At 28.1% G+C, this 24,357-nt stretch carries 25 protein-coding genes; all 25 read right to left on the bottom strand.

Annotation, left to right across the window (positions count from 1 at the left end; translation table 11 throughout):
- Window positions 1–145: 145 nt before the first annotated feature.
- Window positions 146–1,825, bottom strand: coding sequence for a DNA repair protein RecN (recN, locus tag KGF52_RS13725; protein ID WP_227840563.1), 1,680 nt, complete (start codon window positions 1,823–1,825; stop codon window positions 146–148).
- A gap of 19 nt (window positions 1,826–1,844) precedes the next feature.
- Entirely contained in the window at window positions 1,845–2,657 is an 813-nt protein-coding gene (locus tag KGF52_RS13720; RefSeq protein ID WP_227840562.1) for a TlyA family RNA methyltransferase, read from the bottom strand.
- Between the two features lie 119 nt (window positions 2,658–2,776).
- Window positions 2,777–4,636, bottom strand: a complete 1,860-nt coding sequence (gene dxs / locus KGF52_RS13715) for a 1-deoxy-D-xylulose-5-phosphate synthase (protein ID WP_227840561.1) — start codon at window positions 4,634–4,636, stop codon at window positions 2,777–2,779.
- A gap of 34 nt (window positions 4,637–4,670) precedes the next feature.
- A complete protein-coding gene (locus tag KGF52_RS13710) occupies window positions 4,671–5,108 on the bottom strand; it encodes a divergent PAP2 family protein (RefSeq protein ID WP_227840560.1) in 438 nt (145 codons plus the stop codon).
- 29 nt (window positions 5,109–5,137) lie between these two features.
- Complete coding sequence (locus KGF52_RS13705) at window positions 5,138–6,025, bottom strand: polyprenyl synthetase family protein (RefSeq protein WP_227840559.1); 888 nt, start codon at window positions 6,023–6,025, stop codon at window positions 5,138–5,140.
- 2 nt (window positions 6,026–6,027) lie between these two features.
- A complete protein-coding gene (gene xseB / locus KGF52_RS13700) occupies window positions 6,028–6,243 on the bottom strand; it encodes an exodeoxyribonuclease VII small subunit (protein WP_227434125.1) in 216 nt (71 codons plus the stop codon).
- A gap of 1 nt (window position 6,244) precedes the next feature.
- The gene (gene xseA, locus KGF52_RS13695; RefSeq protein WP_227840558.1) at window positions 6,245–7,450 is read right to left on the bottom strand and encodes an exodeoxyribonuclease VII large subunit; all 1,206 of its coding nucleotides are present in this window, start codon (window positions 7,448–7,450) and stop codon (window positions 6,245–6,247) included.
- Window positions 7,447–8,559, bottom strand: a complete 1,113-nt coding sequence (locus KGF52_RS13690; protein ID WP_227840557.1) for an O-sialoglycoprotein endopeptidase — start codon at window positions 8,557–8,559, stop codon at window positions 7,447–7,449. The genes xseA and KGF52_RS13690 overlap by 4 nt, the downstream gene beginning before the upstream one ends.
- Window positions 8,543–9,049, bottom strand: coding sequence for a transcription antitermination factor NusB (gene nusB, locus KGF52_RS13685; protein WP_227827111.1), 507 nt, complete (start codon window positions 9,047–9,049; stop codon window positions 8,543–8,545). Before nusB ends, KGF52_RS13690 begins: the two co-directional genes overlap by 17 nt.
- An 84-nt stretch (window positions 9,050–9,133) precedes the next feature.
- Window positions 9,134–9,496, bottom strand: a complete 363-nt coding sequence (locus KGF52_RS13680) for an Asp23/Gls24 family envelope stress response protein (protein WP_227434121.1) — start codon at window positions 9,494–9,496, stop codon at window positions 9,134–9,136.
- A 109-nt stretch (window positions 9,497–9,605) separates the two neighbouring features.
- On the bottom strand, window positions 9,606–10,295 hold the full coding sequence (locus KGF52_RS13675; protein WP_227827110.1) for a SpoIIIAH-like family protein: 690 nt from the start codon (window positions 10,293–10,295) through the stop codon (window positions 9,606–9,608).
- 26 nt (window positions 10,296–10,321) lie between these two features.
- A complete protein-coding gene (locus KGF52_RS13670; RefSeq protein WP_227840556.1) occupies window positions 10,322–10,876 on the bottom strand; it encodes a stage III sporulation protein AG in 555 nt (184 codons plus the stop codon).
- 11 nt (window positions 10,877–10,887) lie between these two features.
- Window positions 10,888–11,499 carry a stage III sporulation protein AF gene (locus KGF52_RS13665; protein WP_227840555.1) on the bottom strand — a complete coding sequence of 204 codons (612 nt, stop codon included), beginning with the start codon at window positions 11,497–11,499 and terminating at the stop codon, window positions 10,888–10,890.
- 59 nt (window positions 11,500–11,558) lie between these two features.
- Window positions 11,559–12,764 (bottom strand): stage III sporulation protein AE, encoded by a 1,206-nt coding sequence (gene spoIIIAE, locus KGF52_RS13660; protein ID WP_227434117.1) that lies wholly within the window; start codon window positions 12,762–12,764, stop codon window positions 11,559–11,561.
- Window positions 12,765–12,864: 100 nt separating this feature from the next.
- On the bottom strand, window positions 12,865–13,242 hold the full coding sequence (spoIIIAD, locus tag KGF52_RS13655) for a stage III sporulation protein AD (RefSeq protein WP_227434329.1): 378 nt from the start codon (window positions 13,240–13,242) through the stop codon (window positions 12,865–12,867).
- Window positions 13,243–13,266: 24 nt separating this feature from the next.
- Window positions 13,267–13,464 carry a stage III sporulation protein AC gene (gene spoIIIAC / locus KGF52_RS13650; protein ID WP_009888937.1) on the bottom strand — a complete coding sequence of 66 codons (198 nt, stop codon included), beginning with the start codon at window positions 13,462–13,464 and terminating at the stop codon, window positions 13,267–13,269.
- 16 nt (window positions 13,465–13,480) lie between these two features.
- Window positions 13,481–14,002, bottom strand: coding sequence for a stage III sporulation protein AB (locus tag KGF52_RS13645; RefSeq protein ID WP_227840554.1), 522 nt, complete (start codon window positions 14,000–14,002; stop codon window positions 13,481–13,483).
- On the bottom strand, window positions 13,992–14,960 hold the full coding sequence (gene spoIIIAA, locus KGF52_RS13640) for a stage III sporulation protein AA (protein WP_227840553.1): 969 nt from the start codon (window positions 14,958–14,960) through the stop codon (window positions 13,992–13,994). The genes KGF52_RS13645 and spoIIIAA overlap by 11 nt, the downstream gene beginning before the upstream one ends.
- A 199-nt stretch (window positions 14,961–15,159) precedes the next feature.
- Window positions 15,160–17,145 (bottom strand): fructose-1,6-bisphosphatase, encoded by a 1,986-nt coding sequence (locus tag KGF52_RS13635; RefSeq protein ID WP_227827104.1) that lies wholly within the window; start codon window positions 17,143–17,145, stop codon window positions 15,160–15,162.
- An 89-nt stretch (window positions 17,146–17,234) separates the two neighbouring features.
- Window positions 17,235–17,774: a GNAT family N-acetyltransferase gene (locus tag KGF52_RS13630; RefSeq protein ID WP_227827103.1), complete on the bottom strand. Its 540-nt coding sequence runs from the start codon at window positions 17,772–17,774 to the stop codon at window positions 17,235–17,237.
- Between the two features lie 207 nt (window positions 17,775–17,981).
- Window positions 17,982–19,295 (bottom strand): APC family permease, encoded by a 1,314-nt coding sequence (locus KGF52_RS13625; RefSeq protein WP_227840552.1) that lies wholly within the window; start codon window positions 19,293–19,295, stop codon window positions 17,982–17,984.
- Between the two features lie 21 nt (window positions 19,296–19,316).
- Entirely contained in the window at window positions 19,317–20,042 is a 726-nt protein-coding gene (locus KGF52_RS13620) for a gamma-glutamyl-gamma-aminobutyrate hydrolase family protein (RefSeq protein WP_227840551.1), read from the bottom strand.
- Window positions 20,043–20,077: 35 nt separating this feature from the next.
- Window positions 20,078–20,323: a TIGR03905 family TSCPD domain-containing protein gene (locus tag KGF52_RS13615; protein ID WP_227827100.1), complete on the bottom strand. Its 246-nt coding sequence runs from the start codon at window positions 20,321–20,323 to the stop codon at window positions 20,078–20,080.
- A gap of 230 nt (window positions 20,324–20,553) precedes the next feature.
- A complete protein-coding gene (locus KGF52_RS13610) occupies window positions 20,554–22,554 on the bottom strand; it encodes a sigma 54-interacting transcriptional regulator (RefSeq protein WP_227827099.1) in 2,001 nt (666 codons plus the stop codon).
- A 30-nt stretch (window positions 22,555–22,584) separates the two neighbouring features.
- A complete protein-coding gene (locus KGF52_RS13605; protein WP_227840550.1) occupies window positions 22,585–24,303 on the bottom strand; it encodes a diguanylate cyclase in 1,719 nt (572 codons plus the stop codon).
- Window positions 24,304–24,357: the final 54 nt, after the last annotated feature.

Raw genomic sequence — 24,357 nt, 5'->3', positions numbered from 1 at the left:
AGTTTATACAAGATTTATTTAAATTATAATTTTTATTTATTTTTGATATCCAGATTAAATATTTTAAAATACTTTCATCATAAAAAATAGATGTAAAGTATTCAGATAAAATATTCTCTACATCTATTTAAAATAAACTTTTTCCCTAACTTTTTTTGGCCATTTCAATAATTTCGCTTGCATGTTCTATAGTTTTTTCTGTTATATTATTACCTGCTATAAGTCTTGCAATTTCATTTTTTCTTTGAGATTGATTTAATTTCTTGACATTTGTAAATGTTCTATTATTTGAAGTATCTTTTTCTATACAATAATGAGTATCTGCATTTGCAGCAATTTGAGGTAAATGAGTTATACATATTATTTGTTTTTTCTTTGCTATATCACTCAATTTCTCACCAACAATTTGTGCAGCTATACCACTTATCCCTGTATCTATTTCATCAAACACTAAAGTATCTATATCATCTATATCAGCCAATATAGTCTTAAATGCCAACATAAATCTAGACATTTCACCACCTGATGCAACTTTATATATAGGTTTGATATCTTCCCCTAAATTGAAAGATATCATAAACTCAATATCATCTATTCCATTTATGGTAAATGAACTTTCTTCAAAATTAACTTTGAACATTACATTTTTCATATTTAAACTTTTTAGTTCATCAAGAAGTATTTCCTCTAATTGAATTGCCACTTTATTTCTTGCTTTAGTCAATTTGATGGCTTTTATTTTTAGCTCTTCTTCTATTTTTATCAATTGATTTTTTAGTTGTTCAACTCTTTCATCTCTATTTAATATCTCATCCAATCTATCTTTTGTCTTTTCATAATATTCAAATATAGCTTCTATACTATCTCCATATTTTCTTCTTAAGTTATTAATCTCATCAATTCTAAGTTCAATCTGTTCCAATTCATAAGGCTCAAAATCTATATTATCTTTGTAATTTCTTATATCACTAGATATATCTTGTAGTTCATACATTATTCTTTCTATAGTTTCACTGTATTCACTTAAAACACTGTCATATTTAGATATATCATTAAGCTCTTTAGATGCAATACCTATCAAGTCAATGACATTATACTCACCATTATGTAATTTACTATAACTTAAGTTTAAATTATTATATATCTTTTCACTATTTCTATACACATCTCTTTGCTTTAATAAATCTTCATATTCATTTTTATTTAAATTTGCAGCCTCAATTTCATTTATTTGAAATCTTAATAAATCTATTTCTCGTTGAATCTGCATATCATCCTTATTTTCTGTTAAAGAATTCAAAGCTCTTTTTACTTCACTATATTTGTAATACACTTTTCTATAATCAGCTTTAAACTTATCTAGTTCATTTTCTCCAAATAAGTCTAGAAATTTTAAGTGTGTATCCTTATTGAATAAAGCTTGATTTTGATGTTGACCATGTATATCTATAAGTGTAGATGCAATTTCCTTTAGAAAAGATACTTTAACAGTCCTTCCATTTACTCTAGCAGTACTTTTCCCATCTGAATATATCAATCTAGTTATAACCAATAAATTATCATCTTCTATACTTATATCATTTTCATCTAATACTTTTTTTAGATATACGTTATCTGAGAAAAATATAGCTTCAACAAGTCCCTTATCTGTACCTTTTCTTAAAAAAGACCTATCATATTTCTCACCTAGACAAAGCCCAAGTGCATCTATTATTATAGATTTTCCTGAACCAGTTTCACCTGTAAGTATATTTAAGTTTTTATCAATACCCAGCCTTAGTTCTTCAACTAAGGCACAATTTTTCATATATAATTCGAGGATCAAGTCTAAGCCCCCTTTTATTCTATTTCTCTAAATTATGAGAAGCCTCAACAACTTCTACTATTTTTTTGTCATACATATCACTATCAAATTCATATCCTTCATTTCCATTTTTTAAATGAATTAAATATTCTATATTTCCTTCTGGACCCTTAATTGGAGAAAAATCCAACCCTAAAATTTCAAATCCATTTTGTACTGAAAAATCAGAAATCATTTTTATAACTTCTATATGTGTAGATTTTTCTCTAACTACACCTTTCTTGCCTACCTTTTCTCTTCCTGCTTCAAATTGAGGTTTTATCAAGGCTACAATTTCTCCATTATGAATAACTAATTCTTTTGCTTTTGGAAGTACTAGTTTCAATGATATAAAAGATACATCAATTGATGCAAAATCTGCAAATTGTTTTGTATCTTCTATTGTTACATTTCTTATGTTTGTTCTTTCCATACAAACAACTCTATCATCTTGTCTCAATTTCCACGCAAGCTGACCATAACCAACATCAATGGAAAATACTTTTATAGCTCCATTTTTTAGCATACAGTCTGTAAAACCACCTGTAGATGCTCCTATATCCATACACACTTTTCCATCAATAGTTAAGTCGAAGTTTTTCATTGCTTTTTCAAGCTTTAGCCCCCCCCTACTAACATATGGTATTGGATTTCCTTTTACTTCTATAGCACACTCCTCTTTTACTTCTGTACCTGCCTTATCACATCTTTGATTATCAACAAAAACTAGCCCAGCCATTATTGCTTTTTTAGCTCTTTCTCTACTCTCAAAATGTCCTTGCTCTACTAACAATAAATCTATTCTTTTCTTCATAAAATTACCTTTCTGTTAAAAGCTACTTTAATATTGACTAAAGTAGCTTAAAGTAACACACTCGATATTTATTCTAAGTGACAAATTTTAAATTTTATATTAAATTGAATCAATATTATTTATACTAACTTTCTTATTTTATCAGCAATGCACTTTGGCGATAATCCTACAAAATTATATAGTTCATCTGCATTGCCATGTTTTATAAACTCTTCTGGTATTGCTATATTAAGTATATTTACTTTATATCCATTATCTATAATAAATTTACTTATTCTACTTCCAAACCCACCAGTAATAACATTATCTTCTACTGTAACTACATTTTTATGATTCTTAAATAAAGCATGCAACATCTCTTCATCCATTGGCTTTAAAAATCTAGCATTAACTATTGTTGGATTTATACCTTCTTCTAATAATATTTCTTTAGCTTCTAGAGCATGTTTCACCATATTTCCAATAGAAAGTATGACTGTATCTTGTCCATCATCTAATATCTCATATTTACCTAACTTAATTTCTTTGTATTCTCCTTTATTTAGATAGTAACTATTTCCTCTTGGATATCTAATTGCCAAAGGAGAATCCAATTTTAATGATAAATCCATCATAAGTTCCATTTCTCTTGTATCTTTTGGAGCCATTACTACAATATTTGGAATAGAATTTAAGTAACTTAAATCAAACATACCATGATGAGTTTCACCATCATTTCCAACTAGGCCAGCTCTATCTATAAGAAAAGTAACTGGTTTTTTTGTTATACATACATCATGAATAACTTGGTCATATGCTCTTTGCAAAAATGACGAATATACAGCAAAATAAGGCTTCATACCATTTTTTGCAAGACCTGCCGCAAACCCTGTTGCATGTTGTTCAGCTATACCAACATCATAATATCTTTTCGGGTAAGCACTTTCAAATAAGTTTAATCCTGTCCCAGATGGCATTGCAGCTGTTATTGCTACTATTTCTTCGTTTTTGCTAGCCATCTCAACTAATTTTTCACCAACACTGGTTGACATAGACTTAACTTTAGAAGATGTTACTCCTGTCTTTATATCAAACTTTGATACTCCATGATATTTATCAGGTTGTTCCTCTGCAAATTTATATCCTTTTCCTTTTTTTGTAATAACATGTAAAAGTACAGGTCCTTTTTTATGTTTAGCTTTTCTAAGTGTTTCTATTAATTCTTTAGTATTATGACCATCTATAGGCCCATAATATTTTATACCTAATGAATCAAAAAATGAACAATCTTGAGGAGAAAAACTATATATTAATTTATCCTTAAATCTATGTGCAGTCTTAGATAAAATTTCACCTGTTGATGTAACATTTAAAATTTTATCAACTTCATCTGTCATTTTAACAACTGTTGAATTTCTTATAATACTTGATAGATATTTAGACATTCCACCAACATTTTTATCTATGGACATCTCATTATCATTAAGAATTACTATCATATTAGTATTTATATATCCCAATTGATTTAAAGCTTCAAGCGCCATACCTCCAGTTATAGAACCATCTCCAATTACAGATATAACACTATAGTTTTCTTTTTTTATATCTCTAGCACAGGCAATACCTGTTGCCACAGAAATAGATGTACTGCTATGTCCTGTGTCGAAAATATCATGAGGACTTTCACTCTCCTTTGGAAAACCACTTAGTCCATTGAATTGTCTTAAAGATACAAAACAATCTTTTCTTCCAGTAACCATTTTGTGAACATAAGACTGATGTCCTACATCCCATACGATTTTATCTTTAGGGCTGTCAAACACTTTATGAAGTGCTAATGTTAACTCAACTACACCTAAGTTAGAAGCTAAGTGTCCTCCTGTCTTGGAAACAGATTTTACTAAAAATTTTCTTATATCCTTTGCAAGTAAATCCATTTCTTCTATGCTCATATTTTTTATATCTTTTGGAGAATCTACTTTATCTAAATATTTATACATATTATCCTCACCTTTTATTTTGTAAATTTTAAATTTACATCAATATTAAAGCTGTTACTATACCAAGTAAAGCTCCAAACCAAACCTCTAGTGGTGTGTGACCTATTAATTCTTTTAATTTCTTCTGTTCTATATGCTTTCCATGTTGAAGGTCTGCTACCATCTGATTCAATATAGTAGCTTGTTTACCAACAGCACGTCTAACACCTGCTGCATCATACATTATAATCAGTGCAAGCACAGTAATTATAGCAAAATCAGTAGAATTAAACCCTTTTTCAATACCTACCACTGTAGCTAAACTTGTAACAAAAGAACTATGAGAACTAGGCATACCTCCTGAAATGAGTATTCTTGAAAACTCAATTCTCTTTCCCTTCCCAGTAAATATCTTTATGAATTGTGCTAAGAAACAAGCAATAAGACTTATTCCCAAAGCCCCATTGTTAAAAATCTCCGAAAAAAAGTCCATTTTTCCCTCCTCGATTTTAGCTGTATATTTTAATATTCTCTATCTATTATATATTCAGCCAATCCCTTTAAAAAATCTACATTGTCAGATAATTTTTCTATACTCTTCTTTGCCTCATCTATTAAATTATGTGCAATTTCTTTAGATTTATCTAATCCTAAAAGAGATGGGTATGTTGATTTATGATTCTCTATATCACTTCCAACTTTTTTCCCTAATTTTGCTTCATCTCCTACTATATCTAGTATATCATCTACTATCTGGAATGATAATCCGATATTTTTTGCATATTTAGTTATTTCTTCCATTTGTTCTGAATTTGCTCCACCTATAGTTGCTCCTGCTCTCATACATCCAACCATCATTGCCGCAGTTTTATTCATATGTATATAATCTAATTTTTCTTTTTCAATTTGTTTATTTTCACTTTCTACATCTACTACTTGCCCACCTATCATTCCATATATTCCAGCACCTTTAGCAATTTCATTTATAGCTTTTAGATATTTTTCTGGATTTTCTTTATTTATTGAACCTGCAAGCATAACTTCAAAAGCATAGTTCAGTAAAGCATCTCCTGCTAAAATTCCCATTGCTTCTCCATATACCTTATGATTTGTTGGTCTTCCTCTTCTTAAATCATCATTGTCAAGAGCTGGTAAGTCGTCATGTATAAGTGAGTATGTATGTATCATTTCAATTGCAATAGCAAAAGGTATAGCTTCTTCTTCATTTCCTCCAACTACCTTACAGGCTTCTAATGTAAGTATTGGTCTTAATCTCTTACCTCCAGCGCTCAAGCTGTAGTTCATAGCCTCAATAACAGTTTTTTGATAACCTTCTTCTTTTGGCATATATTCTTTAAGTACATCTTCTATAAAACTTGCTTTTTCTTTTAAATGTTGTTTAAATTCCACTTTTATTCCTCCTCTATTCTAAAATCCTCTTCTATTCCTAATTGATTAAATTTACTTATTTTTAATTTGGCATCATCCAAAAGCTTATTACAATGTTTATAAAGACTAATTCCTTCTTCATATAAGCTTAAAGATTCATCTAAGCTAGCATTCTTAGATTCTAGCTCATTTAAAATGCTCTCCAATCTTTTGTAAGCTTCTTCATAGGTTAAGTTCATATTATACCTCTTTATTTTCAATTTTATCTATTATACATTCTAAATTTCCATCTTTTAATACTATATCTATGTTATCTTCAGTTTTCAATCTTTTTATACTATTTATTACTTTTCCGTTTTTTTGAACTATACTATAACCTCTGTCCATAGTAGCTAATGGACTTAGGTTATGAAGTAATGCTCCAACCTTTATTAATTTTTCATCTTCTAATTTTAAATTATTTTCTATTCCAAAAATTATTTTATCATATATTTTATCTAATTGTATAACTTTATCTTTTATTGTATAAGAATCTAAATAGTTATTTATTTTATTAAACACTGATTCTAACTTGTATTGGTCTAATTCAACTTGGTTTATAAGAGACTTGTTCAGTCTGCTTTTTATATTCCCAAGTTTATATTTTATATCCTCTAATGATGGAGTTGCAATCTCAGCCGCTGCTGATGGTGTTGGAGCTCTCATGTCAGACACAAAATCACAAATAGTAAAATCAGTTTCATGCCCAACTGCTGATATTATTGGAATTTGAGAGTTAAAAACTTCTCTTGCTACCATTTCATCATTAAAAGACCAAAGTTCTTCTATTGAACCCCCGCCTCTACCAACTATAACTGTATCCACATTCTTCATATGATTAAAAAATCTAATTGCTTCACATATTTCTTCTGCTGACTTATCTCCTTGAACAGTTACTGGATAAAGCTTTATATTGACTTTTGGATATCTTCTTTTTATTACATTTATTATATCTCTTATAACAGCTCCTGTTGGAGATGTTATAACTCCAATTGAATTTGGCATTCTAGGTATAGGTATTTTGTATTTAGAATCAAACAAACCTTCCTTATTAAGTTTTTCTTTTAATTTGTTAAATTCTATGTGTAAATTCCCAATTCCCTCTATTTCAATTTCGTTAATATATAATTGATATGCACCATCTCTTTCATAGACTGATATATATCCACTAGCTACAACCTTTACTCCATTGTCTAATTTTAGATTACGATTAAAATTACTTTTAAAAATTACACAGTTTAGCTTTGAAGTTTCATCCTTTAATGATAAATAAACATTTCCACTACTATGTATTTTAAAATTAGAAATTTCTCCCTTGACTTTAAGATTAGAAAGTATTGGGTCATTTATTAAAATTCTTTTAATATATGAATTTGCTTCGCTTATATCTAAAGCTCTTAGTTTCATATTTTTTCTCCTAAAAAGTTATTCAATCCTATTATAGCACACCCAACAGCATTATCAGTTGAATATTGTGGCTCTGTAAAATGAGCTTTTATACAATTTTTCCTTAGTTTTAAACTTAATTCTTTAAGGATATACTTACTTGCAGAAACTCCACCTGCAAAAACTACTTCTTCTACATTGTAAGCTTCACACAAATATATTAAAGATTTAAACATGTTTCTAACTATTGAATCCAGCACTAATTTAGATATATATTCTTTTTTATCTTTATTAATATCATCTCTATTGTCATCTATAATTTTATTCACCTGATTTTCTAATCCAGATAAATTCATATATCCATCTCTTACAGAAGTTTTTAGACCACTTTCTATTTTTAGATTACAATTTAAAGCATTTTCATCTAGATATTTCCCTGAAGGGAATTTATATCCTAGCTTGACACCTATTCTGTCTATAAGTTGTCCAAAGCTAATATCTTTACTTCCTCCAATTATATTTATATTATATCCAAAATTATTGTATAACTTACTTTTACCATCTTTTTTAGTATTTATTTTATCTGTTGCATCTAAATTTATTTTATTACTTATTTTAGTTATTACATCTAAATCTTTGTCATTTGTATCATAATTATTATCATGCTTAGTTATCAAAAGTATCTCTGTCGTACCACCTGACATATGAACAGAAATAAATTTGTTATTATTTTTCAATTTACTATTTAATAAACTAGCCTCAATATGATTTTCCTGATGAGTAGTTTCATAAAATTTACATCCATGTATACTTGACAGTAACTTTCCAAAATTGTACCCAACATTAAATACAGGCATGTATGAACTTTCAACTGGTCTAGGCTTAATAGATGAACAAACTCCTTCTATGACAAACTTATCCCCAAATGATTTTATCCTATCACTAAGTAATCCTAAATTATTTACGTGTTGAAATACAGCTTCACTCTGTCTCAATCCTTTTGAATTTGCCTTTACTTCTAGCATTATTTTTTCATTAAAAATAACTTTCTTCTCTAAAGAGATAGCTGCTATAGAAGTAGTATAGCAGCTAGTATCAATTCCAATTATTATATTATTGTCCAATTTCATCAACAACACTTCCTAATATTCCATTTATAAATTTAGGAGATTTATCATCACAATATATCTTTGCAAGTTCCACAGCTTCATTTATTGATACTTTATTAGGAGTGTCTAAATAAACTATTTCACACACTGATAATCTAAGTATAGACACATCTACCTTTGGCATTCTATCTACTGTCCAATTTTTAGCATGCTTATTTATTAATTCATCTATCTTATCATGATTCTCTCTTAGTGCTTTACATACTGTATTTATATATTCTCTATCTATTATATCTTCAAGTTTAGTATCTTCTAATTTTAATTTTGCATTATTTGAGTACTTAAGTGTAAGTTCTTCATATCTATTTATAATATGTTCTGAATTATCTTTTAAGAAAGAATCTACTTTATCGTCTAAACCTTCAAATTCCTCTTTATTAATATTTATTTGGTATATAAGTTTCATTATATATTCCCTTGTTGTACTTTTTTGTGCCCTATCTTTTTTCATCAATTAAAATTCTCCTTTAAGTTTAATTATCTATATAAAATCAAATGCCAACAAAAAACCCTCTGACTTTTCAGAGGGCTAATATTAATTTTTCTTAGTTGCTTTTACTTCTTCTTTATCAACTTTATCTTTCTTAAAGCTGATTCCTTGAATGTGTATATTTACTTGAGAAACCTTCAGTCCTGTCATTGTCTCAACAGTATTTTTTACATTTTCTTGAACTTTAAAAGCTGTATCTGGTATTGACATGCCATACTTTATCATAACCATTACGTCTAAATTAACATCCTCTTCCTCTATTTGTATTTTTACTCCATTATTTTTTAACAACTTATCTGTTAATGTTGCTGTAGTTTCTATGCCCTCAACTTCTAATGCTGCTAAGCCAGCTATTGTAGCTATTACATCATTAGATATTTTTACTTGTCCAAATTTATTATCTTCCATATTAAAACTTACCTCCTGATTTTAAGGAACTATTTTTATAAGTATAATAATACCAAATACAACTCTACTTTGCAAGAAAATAACCTCAGTTAATTCTGAGGTTTATAATTTACTTAGTATTATTATTTGTAAGTTTAATATTTTCATACTTTACATTAGCTTGTTCTGCAACCAAATCAAATATTTTTGCTGCATCTTTCTTATCTAACTTAGCTTCATTTACAACAACATTGACTTTGCTATCACTTATATAAACTAATGCTTCTTCATATCCTTTTGTACTCAAAAGATTTTCTATTTGAAGTTCCTTTTCTTGAGTTTTAACTATATTTAATTTCATATTAGAAGCTTCTTTTCTAGATTCCTCTGTTGTAGATGGATTATTTATCATTTCATTTAAATCTTGAACTAATTCATTTCTTTGTTTTTCTCTATTCATTTTCATATCTAAAATATAAGATGCTTTTTTCATATTCTTTTCAGATGATAATTGAGCTTTTATTTCCTTACTTGTTTCAGTTACTTTTTCCTTCACCTTACTAGCCTTACTATCAACTATATCAATGTCAGCACTCTCTTTGCTATCTTGTTTATTTGTTGCATCTGAATCTTCTTTGTTGCTACTATCACTATCATCAGTAGTATTTTTCTGTAATTGAGCTTCTTCGTATGCTTTAAATTCTTTTGATGTTTCTAGTAAAGATTTCTTACTAAGTTGATAGTTTACTGTTCCTACTATTACTAACATTGCAGTTAAAGTTATTATTACAAATCCTCTTCCCTTATAATTAAACTTCATTCATTTATCCCCCCGGTTATATGTATTTATTTAGAATATATTTCTACTTGATGACCTGCTACTTGTAATGATGTTTGAACTGCACTATAAAGTGTTTCTTTGACATTTGGATTACTAGCTCCACTTGCTACTACTATCACTCCTTTTATCTTTGGCTCTGTAGTTTTTATAACTACAGGGTCACTTGAATTTGAAGTTATCATTGTTTTATTTTCACTTGAAGTTGTAACTGTTCTTTCTCCACCTTGTGCATCTTTCTCTTCTGTTGTTTCTGTTGTTTGATTTGAATTAAAAGCAGGTTGTATTTCTTCACTTGACTCAAATGTAATCATTACATCAACATCTCCTGCTCCATCAATTTTAGATAGTATTGTTGTTAATTTTGATTCTAAATCGTCTTTTTCATGTTCCTTAGCAATTTGTTTTTCAGTCTTTTTGTCAGCATCTGTTTTTCCAACTTTTTTATCAGTTTTGCTACTTGGAAAACAAGATAATAGTACTAATGACACCACACATATTCCAGCTATAGTTATTAGTGAATATACCTTTCTCTTATCTTTGTCGTTTAAGTTTTTAAACATTCTTCCAACTCCTATTTATCAATTTGTATAGTTTCTATAGAAACATCAAGCACTTTTATTAGGTCATTTTTTAGTTTGTCTTCATTTAGATTCAGTCCATACTCTGTACCTTTTTTAAAAACTTGTTTAGAATTTTCTTTGTCATTAGAGTTTATGCTATCTTCATCTCCTTTAGTACTATTATTTTTATTTTCTTCATCAATATTGCTCTTTGACATATCATTTTTTTCTTTTATTTTTATATTATTTATATTTGCACCATTAAGCTCTATATCTTCTAAATCATAACCATATTCATCAAGCTTTAGCTTAAGCACTTCTTTTAAACCATCTTCATACCCCTTAGACAAGCTAGTATTTCCAGTCTCTTCTGCTAAAGCATTTGTACTATCTACATATTCCTTATTGTAATTTCCCATAGATTTTAAGATTCTATCTTCTAAGCTCATATCTTTTGAAAAAAATCCTACCACTGGAGTTATTACAATAAATACAAATATAAAATTTAACACCAAGTTCACATATGGCTTTATCTTGGAACTAGGTAAAATCATATCAACTATATTTACTATGAATGCTCCTATTAAAATACTAACTATCCATGTCTTTATGCCCTCTAACATAGCATCCTCCTCTCTAAAACATTTAAATTAAAAGTAGTTACTATTTATTAATCTATACATTATCCTTGACTTACTACACTTATCGAGGTCAAAATAGCTACAGTCACAAAGAACATTATTGTTATAGCAATTACTGATGCCAACATTATTATCATTAGATTTGCGACTTCATTTAAAAAATTTGATATTCCATCTTCTCCAACAGGCTCTACAATTATTGCTGCCAATTTATATACCACTATCACGGATAAAATTTTTATCACTGGAAGTAAACAAATCCCAATGAGTAAGATAAGTCCTATTCCACCAAATATATTTTTTATAAGTTGAGATGAAGATAGTAAAATATCCACAGAATCTGATACAAATCCACCAACAACTGGTATAAAGTTACCTATAGCAAACTTCGCAGTTTTTACACTGAATTTATCAAAACTAGTTACATATAACCCTTGTATAGATACAAGTCCTAAATATACAGTAAACATAGCCCCAATAGAAACATAATTTATTTGTTTTACAAAAGAAAAAAATCTTTTCAGCCTTATGTTTTTTGATAAATTATTTATTATTAGAATTCCAAATGCAACAGTTACTGATACAAATAAAAATTTCTTGAAAAACACATTTATAAATGTCACTCCTCCTATAAAAATAGGATTTAAAGTGGTAGATGTTATTGGAAATCCAATTAAAAGTAAAAATGTTATTAGTATTGGCATTATGACTTGCATAAGACCTACAGTATGGTCTATTGCATCATAACAAATTTGTAGTACATCTTTAAATCCAATTAAAGTGAGCGATACCATTGTGATAAATATTATATACGTTGCTATTTGACTAACTGCACCTGATGAAAAAGAATTCTCTAAACTTTTTAAAATAGATGACAATAAAGCTAATACTAAAATTACTGCCACTACCTTTAAACTTGCTTTAAACTCATCAAACATCAATATCTTCAGTCCATCTTTATTAAATAAATCTAAAATATTTTTTTCTCCACTAATTAAGTCTTTTACAAACGATTTTAAATTAACATCATTAATGACTATTTCTTTATTTATATAATCTTGAATTTCATTTATATCTAGCTTGTCTAACTGACCATCAATATATTTATCTATGCTACTCTTAGCTTCACCATATTCTTTATCTTCGCTACTTGGAACCTCATTAGCGAATATTATAATGGCAAAGATATTTACAAAAAAGAAAGTCAATACAAATCCCATAATCATTGGTAAAAATCTTTTTTTCATAAGCAACCATGCCTCTCTTCACTCTATAAACCTCAATACAACAAAATATCCTTTAAATAACAACTAATATATCTATAGCTATCTACCTCAACATAAATAACTATGGAATTATATTCACCACCATTTCTACAATGGATAAAAGTATAGGGAAAGACATTGACATAACTATTATTTTTCCTCCAAACTCTAGTTTTGAAGCAATGTTTCCTTCCCCACAATCTTTACAAAGTTGTATTGCAAATTCCATTAAATATGCTATTCCAATTAATTTTATTATTAAAGATATATACATAGTTGGAATATTAGCTTTATTAGCTAAATCTTGTATGCTATCTATTATAAAATTTAGCTTAAACATAACTGATAATAATATTGTTACTCCAGTTATTATTGCTATGAAATTTGCTATCTCTGGTCTATCTTTTTTTATTACTAAACAGAGTGTAGTTGAAATGATTGCAATTCCTATTAATTGCATTATTTCCAAATTACTCCCTCCTCTTTAGTAAAGTTGAAACATTGTTCTTACAGTATTAAATAAATCACTTATTTCTGTTATTACCATTCCCAACACGATTATTACACCCGCCAAAGTAGTAAGTCCAGCCCAATCTTTTCTGTCTGTTTTTTCCAATATCATATTCAATACTGATATTAGAATACCTACACCTGCAACCTTTAATATCAATGATATCTCCATAATAAACCTCCCCATATTAAATCAATATAATACATATACCTATGCCTATAAATGTTACTAATTTTTTATATAGTAACCCTTTTTTACTTATGTCTTCTTTTGTTTCATAGGTTTGTTTTTTCAGATTTTCTATAGATAAATCTATCATTCTTTGTTGGGACTCTATATCACTTTTTCCCAATGTAAGAATTAGATTTTTTAATTCCTCAATTTCTTTACTTCCAAGATAAGTTTCTTTAACTAAAATTTCAGTATTCTCTGATATTATCTCTTCTAAAGTTTTGCTTTGTTCATTGTGAAGTTCTTCTGAGATTTGATAGAAAAAACTCCAAAAACAAAAGTCTTTATTGCATCCTATCCTTCTAAAAATTTCTTCTAATGTATAAAGCCCAAAAGATAAATCCATCCTTAATATTTCTAAAACTCTTATTAAATCATTTAGCTGTTTGTGTCTTCGTGTATAGGTTTTGTATATATGCTCACCTATCAAATAACTACTTCCTATTAAGAGTGCTATAATAATTATCTTAATTTGCAAAGTACCATCTCTTTTCTTCTAAATCATAAATTTTTTCAATTGTCCCTGCACCTTTCTTAGCAGAAAGAATTATAACTTTTTTAAACAATTCTTTGTCTAAGAGTTTGTTTAGCTCTTTTCTATTTTGTATATCGTCCATTGAATCTCCATGTACAGTAGTTATTAATCCAATACCTCCATTTAATGCTGTATATAATGCCTTTATTTCTTTCTCACTTCCAATTTCATCTGTCACGATAACATTTGGCGACATGGATCTTAAAAGCATTGTAATACCCAAATCTTTTGGGCAAGTCTCTATTATGTCAGTCCTTATTCCAACATCCATCTGTGGAATACCTAAGTAAGCCCCTGCTATCTCATTACGTTCATCTACTAGTGCTACCTTCAATCCTTTAAATCCATATTCCTCATTACCATTACTTAAATTTCTTACTATATCTCTAATTAAAGTTGTCTTTCCACATTGAGGTGGTGATATTATCAAGGTATTATTAATTTGATTTTTACCTTTTATGATATGACTTAAAATCTTATTTGAACATCCTATGACTTCTCTTGATACTCTTATATTTAAAGATGATATGTGTTTTATATTTTTGACTTGTCCATCTTCTACTATTACTTTTCCAACTAACCCTACTCTATGGCCTCCTCTCAAAGTTATAAATCCTTTTTTTATATCATCCATAAATGAATGTATTGAGTATTTACATATTATTTGAAAAGTTTGCTCTATATCTTCCCTTGTCACTATATATGAATCGTGCTGATTTAAATCAAGTACCATAGTTTTTTGATTATAAAAATAATCTTTAGAGTTTGCATTTAGTATCAATGGTTTTTGTGAACGTAATCTAATTTCTTCTATGTTTAGATTATTGTTTGAGATTTTTTCTACCTTCTCTCTTATGTTTGTAGAAAGAGAGTTTATTATTTCATCTGAAAGTTTATTCATTTCTTGTCCTCCTCCTTTGTTTATATAATTCTATTTATAAAGGACAAGGAATATTACCAAAACATATATAATTTTTTTAATAATATTTATCTATAAAAAAATGAACCCTATTGTTTAGGATTCACTTAGTAAGTAAATTATTATAAAAATAAAAACTAAGACCACTCTCAAGCATAGAGTCGTCTTAGTTTTTTATTGTTTACATTTCTTTTATTAGCCCTTTTTTATAGGCCATTAAAAGTAATTTTAAGTCTTCTATTTCTTCTTGTATTTTTAGACCCTCATCAGTATCTCTCACCATTTTTCTCTTTGCCTTATGCTCTACTACAACAGTTGTCGATAAGATATCGCTTTCATTTGCAATAGCCTCCTCAGCAGAATTAAATGGTTCATGTGATACTAGTTGTAAAGTTCTAGAATTATATATCAAAGTGTATCCAGCTATACCAGTAGTTTTTTGATATGCTCTAGAAAAACCACCATCTATAACAAGAATTTTTCCATTAGCTTTTATTGGGCTCTCTCCATTTTTACTTTCTACAGGAACATGCCCATTTATTATATGTGATTCGTCAAGTTCTAAATCAAATTCTTCAAATATTCTTTCACAAGCAACATCACTTTCTCTAAGCTTAAAATATGGATTCTTATTTTCTTTATGAGTTTCTTTTTCTGCTATAAAATATCTCTCAAATGTAGTCATATCGTCTTTTCCAAATAATGATGAACATTTTCCAGTCCACAAATACCACATAATATCCATACCATATAATTTTTCTTCTGCTTTATCCTTAAAGAAAAAACCTTCTCTTGCTAGAGATTCCATCTTATCCATAAGGATTTTACCTTTATATTCTTTTCCCATTATATTCATAGACATAAAACTTCCATCTTCATTCAATGGGACACATCCATGAATTAATAAATTTGAGTTTGCCTTTAAATATATGCTTCCTTTAGAAAATAAAAATGAAACATGCTTTTGTAATTTTTCGCTACCTCTAAATGAAGACACTAATTTTTCAATAACATTTTTTTCTTCAATACTCAATTTATATGGGTCTTTTTTATCTATTGTAGGCAAATAAGTATCTTTTAGTTTATATGTCTTTCCTTTTAAGGTAATTGTTCCCTCTTCATAATTTATCATGTTAAGCAAAAGCCTATGCTCCATTTCAAACTCAGGTCTTCTTTTTATCACTTCACCTTCAAGTTTAAATTGAATTATACTTATTGCCTTGTGCATTTTTGCCATTAAAGACTTTTCTGTTGTTGTAACACTTTGGTCATTAATCTTAGGAATAAATTCTTTACATGGGTCATCTTTATACATTTCTATTGCAAAAGTAGCTAAAGGTAATAAATTTATCCCATATATATCTTCTACAATATCTAGGTTTGCATATCTAGCTGAAATTCTAAGTGCATTTGCTATACAAGTTTTTTCACCTGATGCTGCGCCCATCCATAGTATGTCATGATTTCCCCACTGAATATCTACACAATGATGTTCAATAAGCTTATCTACAATTATATCTGGTCTCGGTCCTCTATCATAAATATCACCTATGACATGTAGTCTGTCAACAACTAACTTTTGTATAACTGTGGAAATTGCAATTATAAACTCTTTAGCTATCCCTATATCAACTATTGTCTCAACTATACTTTTATAGTATTCTTCTTTATGTTCACTTTTAATGTGTTCATGTAAAAGTTCTTCTATTATGTATTTAAAATTTTCTGGTAAAAGTTTTCTAACTTTTGACCTAGTGTATTTGCTAGAAGCGTACTTACAAAGCTCTATAAGTCTATAGATATTTATCCTATAAAAATCATCTATATTTTCCTCTTGTTTAATTATTAAGTCTAGTTTTTGCTCAGGATAGTATACAAGAGTTGCTAGCATCTTTTTTTCACTATCTCTTATTGTATTTGAAAATAATTCTTCTATTTTTCTCTTTATTACACCAGAACCATTTTTTAAAACATGTACAAATGGCTCATATTCACCATGTACATCTGTTATAAAATGTTCTGTTCCCTTTGGAAGATTTAATATAGCCTCTAAATTTATTATTTCCGTACTTGCTTTCGATATGCTCGGATATTGTTTTGATAATAACTTTAAATATTTAAGTTTACTATTTAAATATTCATCTGATATTTTACACAGATTTTTCATAATTCGTCCTCCAAAATTATATTAAGTTATATTCTTTCTTTGATTATACCATACTTAATATGATTTTTTCGAGATAAAATGTACACTAATTATATTCCTAATAAAAGTGACATCCCTATTAAATCAGTATAAACACCATTATAATAACACTCTTTCTTTAATATACTTTCTACTTCAAATCCAACTCTTTTGTATAATTCTATAGCATTATGATTTTCTTCATTAGTAACAAGAGTTATTTTCTTAGTTATTCCATTTGATTTACACCATTCTATAAGGTCTAACATAAGTCTTTTACCTAATCCAGCTCCCCAGTATTTTTCTTTAACAACAATTCCTAAAACTCCAACATGCTTTCCTTTTGCTTTTTGGTTGGAATCAATTGTAGCAATACCAGCTATCTCTCCATCTATAAATGCGATTAATTTTATTGAGTTATCAGATGCTTTTGCTGATTCTATAGAATTTTCTTGGTCTTCTAAAGATATTTTATATTCATCTTTCCCAAATGAAAGAAAATGAGTTTCCCCGCCTACTTCATTATAAAAATCTATAATAGCTTGGGCATCTTCTTTTACGCCTTCTCTAATAGATACTTCTATACCATTCTTTAAAGTTATTGCTGACATAAATTTACCTCCTAACAAGTTTTTTATCTAATAAACATAATACTATTATTTTACCTCTATTACAATATTTTTCATGTATTAATAACAATATAAGGTTATACTAAAATAAAAATTTAATAATATTTTAATATAACCTTATATATATTTGTTTATATTTAATTTTTTGATAATATTCCTCTGATAGTCAAATAATATTTACAATATAATTTAAATAACTTTCTTTAAATCTTCTCCATAAACCTTTCTATTATAGGACTTCATTATAAAGTATAGTGGTACTCCAACTGCTAATGCTCCTAATCCCATAACTAATTGGTGCATAGACGCTTGGAATAGTAACCATGTACCAACACACACTGCAATTAAAGGAATTACTGCTCCAAATGGAGTTTTAAAAGTTCCTACTAATTCTGGTCTTTTCTTTCTAAATACTAATACTGATAAAGAAGTAGGTATATATTGTATAAATCTGGCAACTGCACTTATTGCTGCTAATTCAGCAAAACTTCCAGACAAAGCTATTGGTATAGTAATTATCATAGTTGCTATTATCGCTACATATGGTGTACCATTTTTATCTTTTCTTGCAAACATTCTTGGTAACATCTTGTCATCAGCTAAGGCTACACAGCTTCTTGGATTTACAAAAGCACCACACATACAAATTCCACCAACAGAAACTAATGTACCAAAAGTAACTAATCCTGCTCCCATATTTCCAAAACATATTCTCGCCGCATCTGCAACAGGGGTAGCTGTACTAGATAATTTATCTCCTAATATACCAACACACACAACTTGATTTAATATATATATTATTGATGCAATTACTATTACACTTATAATTGCTATAGGTATATTTTTTTGAGGATTCTCCATATCTTCTGCTGCCACTGCTATAGATTCAAACCCTGTAAATGAATAAAACATTAAAAGTGCTGCTGCTCCAAATTCTGTAACTCCTGCTCCTGGTGGTACCATTGTTGAATTAGTAAAATTAGCTCCTTTTATAAAAAATACACCTATCACTATAAATAATACCAATGGAATTAGTTTACCTACTGTTATAACATTTTGTACAATTTTTGATAAAGATACACCTAATAAATTTATAATTGTAAGCCCAACTATCATAGCTACTATTATAATTTTTTGTATATGTGGGTCACCTGCAGGATCCCATACTGCTGATAAAGATGTAGGAAAACCTACTATTAATGCTCCCCAAGAAATACATCCTATTACCCATTTCATAAGACCTACTTCAAATCCAAAAAAATCTCCAAACGCTTCTTTGGTATACACATATGCAGCACCATTTTTATTAAATTTACCTGCCACTTCAGCAAAACAAAACGCCATAGATAAAACCAATAACATATCAAACATATATACAAATATACTCGCAACACCAAATGCTTTCATTGCGTTTCCTGGTAATAGGAAAACTCCCGCTCCTACAACTGCATTAATACCTAAAAGTATAATACTTATTAATCCCATTTTATTTTTTTCGTTCATGTTTAATCCCTCCAAGGTATATTATAAAGTTGAGCAAATATTTACGAAATATTTAAACAACTTTTCCATTTTATTACAATAATCTACCATCATTTCTGGATGCCACTGTATTCCTACTACAAAATTTTCATCCTCTTTTTCAATAGCTTCTATTATACCATCTTTTGAGTATGCTATGGCTTTTAATCCTTTACCAAGTTGTTTAATACTTTGATGATGATAACTATTTGTAAGTAATTGTTTTCCTAAAATACCTTCTAAAATACTTCCTTCTTGAACATCTACCTTATGAGTAGCTACATGTCTTTTAGAAGATTGTGTATGTTTTATGTAACTTCCTTCAACAAGATTATTATCTTGATATAAAGTTCCACCTAGACTTACATTTAATATTTGTAGCCCTCTGCATATACCTAGTATTGGCTTTTTAAGTTCTAAAGCTATACTTATAGCAATTAAATCAAATTCATCTACTTCAGGATATATAAATGTTGTTTCTTCTCTTGTTTCTTCACCATATAATTGAGGATTAACATCCCATCCTCCAGATATTAAAACTCCATCAACCATCTCAATCTGTCTCTTTATAACTTCTCTATCTGTATTTACTGGAATAATAACTGGGCTACCTCCTCCCTTTAATACTGCATTTATATAATCATTATTTACATAGGATCTTTCAAGCCCAGGAAACATTCCATTTTCCATTATTATCAGATTTCCTAAAATACCTATTACTGGTTTCATAATTAAACTCCTAACTAGTTGATTGTTTTATGTACTTATTTTTTATTTATATAACTCTCTAGTGCTAGAGAAAGTTGGTCTGGACAAGATGTTGGTTTTGTTTTGCACTCTATTCCTTTTAGTTTTTGAATTACATTTTCTATATTCATACCTTCAACTAATACTTTTAATCCTTTTAAATTTCCATCACATCCACCAACAAAATTTACATTTGTAACTTTGTCATCTTTTACCTCAAATTCAATTTCTGTTGCACAAGTCCCTGTTGTTTTGTATTTCATAATTAAACCTCCCAATTATTTTGTTGTCTTATCTCTATAATTAGCAATATATATGCCAAAATTTATACTTTACGTTTATTTATTATTTATCAGGTATTCACAATGCTTCCATCAAATATTTTTTTATTTCTAGCTATAAATACAAATTTTTTTGCAAATAAAAATAGGTAATGGGTTATTTACTTATAACCTATTACCTATCTAAACCTATTATCTAAACCTATTTATATTTAATTTATATTGTTGTAAAACTTTATACCTTCTTGTGTTATTTGACTTCCACATCTTCCAGATTTAGATGATATGTATCCACACTCACTCAAATAAGACAATACCTTTCTTACTTTACTTTCAGATATTTCAATACCTTCCTCTGTAAGTTTTTCTATTATAAAACCTCTTCCAACTCCGGAAGTTAAATCTTTTCTTTCATATAGTATTCTAAGTATATACTCAAATTCTTTTTTTGTATAACTAACCCCATCATCAAAACTACTAATATATTCTGTCTTTATATAGGGTGGAAGGTCATCTTTAAAAACCATACTCTCACACATTAAACTTACATAAGAAGCAACATTTTGTAATTCTCTTATATTTCCTGGCCAATTGTATTTTTCTAGAATAACCTCAACTTCAGGAGAAATTTTTATGTTCTTTTCCAAAAAGAAGTTCATAAGAGTTATTATATCTTCTTTTCTATCCCTTAATGATGGTATATCTATTGGTAGTACATTCAGCCTATAATACAAATCTTCTCTAAATTTACCTTCTCTAATCATTTTAGGTAAATTTTTATTTGTCGCAGCTATAATTCTAACATCTATATTTATAACATTATGAGAACCTATAGGCATAACTTGTTTTTCTTGAAGTACCCTAAGTAACTTTGTCTGCAATAATGGAGGCATATCTCCAATCTCATCTAAAAATATAGTTCCATTATTTGCAAGTTCAAATAAACCCTTTTTCCCTTCTCTTAATGCTCCTGTAAAAGAACCTTTTTCATAGCCGAATAACTGGCTTTCTAATAAGCTATCTGGAACTGCAGCACAATTAACTGCTATAAAGGGCTGATTACTTCTATTAGAATTATTATGAATTGATTGGGATAATAATTCTTTACCAGTTCCACTTTCTCCTATTATTAAAACAGAGAGGTCTGATTTAGATATTTTTTTAGCTAACTCTATACACTTTGTCATCTTTTTATTCTTAGTCTTTATATCTTTAAATGTGTACTTTGCTATTTGCCCTTGCTCTCTTAATTTATTAGTAAGATTTTGTTCTAATTTTTTTATATATGTTATCTCTTGTAAATTGTAGTATATACCAGCTTTATTACCCATAGAAAATATATTTTTTTTATTTACATTTATATATTTCTTATTTGTAAATACAACTTCATCGATAATCTCTTTATCTTCAAGTAAAATCTGCAAATCTTTAGAGATAATATCTCTTATGTTTTTTCCTCGTATATTTCTGTCTATACCTAAAATTTTTAACACTTCTTTATTAAATGTATTTACAACACCATCTATTGAAGTAAATATTATTCCATCCTTTGACAAATTCAATATAACATCTTGTTCTTCTATTTTTAGAAATAATTGTCTATAATTGTCTTTGACACCATTATCTAAACTTATTAGACGTTCAGAATATGCCATCAGATTTTTCCTTATTTCCTTGACATCAATTTTAAGACCATTTATTATTTCTATAAAAGTAGATATATCAATGCACCTATTTCCTAAATCAATTACCTTATTTATATAATTTGGTACTTTTTGGGTTACTCCAGGAGTTATGGCTATATCTATATTTTCATAAGTTTGGCCTTCAATATATGGAGTAAGCTTTAAATTTTTTACTCCTATCTTATAAAATAGACTTATTGTCTCTAGTGTAGTTTCTTTTGTATCATTTACAACTAACACTTCTGTTCCATATGGTATTGAAAACAATCCATATATTTCTTTTTCTTTAAAAGTTCTTCTCACAACTATAATTTTACTATCTTGTACTAAATGCTTTCTCATGCTATTTAATCTATCATCATTCATTACTAAAACAAAATCGCCTTGTATTTTATCATCATCTTTCAAATTTTCTAAATAATAGTGATTTATATCAAGATAGTTTCCTAAAACCAATCGTATATTTTCTTCCAAGAAAGATGATAATTTAGTTATCTTATCAGTTACTATAGCTATTGATTGTTTCATATTTATACCTCATATCTATATAATATACAATTATTTGTACACTACTTTATTTCTTCCAAGCTGTTTTGCTTTATATAGATTTTTATCTGCTTCTTCTAATATATTTTTGCTGTCAGAGATATGGGATATACCTGCACTTATAGTTACAGTTACCTCTTCACTCCATTTTTTATTTGCAATTGCATTTCTTATATTGTCAATTATATCAAACACTTCTTCTCCAGACTTATCTCTTATTAATACAGAAAACTCTTCTCCACCATATCTAAATACTTTATCTTCTTGCTCGAGCATAACACAAATAGTATTTACTATACCCTTTATGACAACATCTCCAAATTTATGTCCATAATTATCATTTATAAGTTTAAAATTATCTATATCTATCATTACAAGTGCAAAGTTATCATCTTTTTCTTTGTATTTATTATACATAATATCAAAACTTTTCCTATTATAAACATTTGTAAGTCCATCATGTAAATTTTGTGCTTTAAAGTATTTCAGTCTAGTATATAAAAAAGTAGAACCTAATGTAATAATTAAAATTACACTAAATAATATTTTATAAGATTTAATTTCTTTTTTATTTTTTTCAAAAAACTCACTTTCACGTGATACCTTATCAATTATATAAAAGCTAATTTCTGAATCTCTTATACTTTTGTTCTCCTTATACTCATTTATTAATATCTTCTGATACTTATTTACAGAGTTTACATTCCCTTGTTTCTCATATATATTTAATATTTCATTTAAAGTTTTTATTTTCTCTTGAGTTAACTTTCTTTTAGTAGATATCTCTAGACTTTTTTTATAATTATCTATTGCAGAATCATAATTTTTACTTTTATATTCCAAATTTCCCATTGCCATATAATAATACATATCTTTATCTAATATGTGAACTGATTTATCATATTTTATAAGATAATTAGCTCTTTCTAAAAGAGTCTTTGCCTTTAATATATCATTTTTTCCTACATATGCATTTGCCTGCATTATAGAATCCATTATTTCAAAATCATTATAATCATCTATGTTTACAAACTTCTTATAGTCTTTTACATTGCTACATGTCTCAATAGCTTTATCATATTCTCCCAACTCTACATATATTTCTGCTAAATTTATAAGAGCATATAATCTAACCATTCCATTTTTTTCATCTTCATCAACATCTATCTTAAAAGAATCCTTTATTAATTTTTCTGCTGTTTCATATCCACCTACCTTTAAAAGTATGCTCGCCAAATCAACATCTAGTCTTGCTTTTTCATAATTATCCCCTAGTTTTTCAGCCAATTTTATAGACTTTACAGTTAAGTCTACTGCTCTAGAATAATTATTATCCATTATGTACACTGATGCTAGTCTTTTTTCTGTACTAAATCTACATTCATCGGATAACTTTACATCTGATGTTCTCATCTTTTCTAACGAATCAATAACTATCTTCGTTCCATCTGGGACATATGAAATAGTCTTTAACATATCCCATACTTCATTATATACTTTATTGTATTTTTTTTCTGAGATAGATTCAAAAGAAGTTTTGACCACTTTCTTTGCTTCATCATACTTCTTATCCGACACAAGACTTTCAGACATATATTTTCCCTTATTTATAATTTCTCTTTCTTTAAGTCCATTTTGGTCATACCCTATAAACAAAATAATACTAATAAGTATTATAGCTATAAAAATTATCTTTTTGGGTAACCTTTTTTTTGGTAGTCTAAAATTCAAAATTTTAGCCCTCCTTCTGTATATTGTAGAATAAAAACTTGCATGTATATAACC

Origin of the sequence: Clostridioides sp. ZZV15-6597 (assembly GCF_020657815.1) — a bacterium.
In the GTDB taxonomy this organism is placed as follows: Bacteria; Bacillota; Clostridia; order Peptostreptococcales; family Peptostreptococcaceae; genus Clostridioides.
This window is presented reverse-complemented; position numbering and strand designations above follow the sequence as displayed.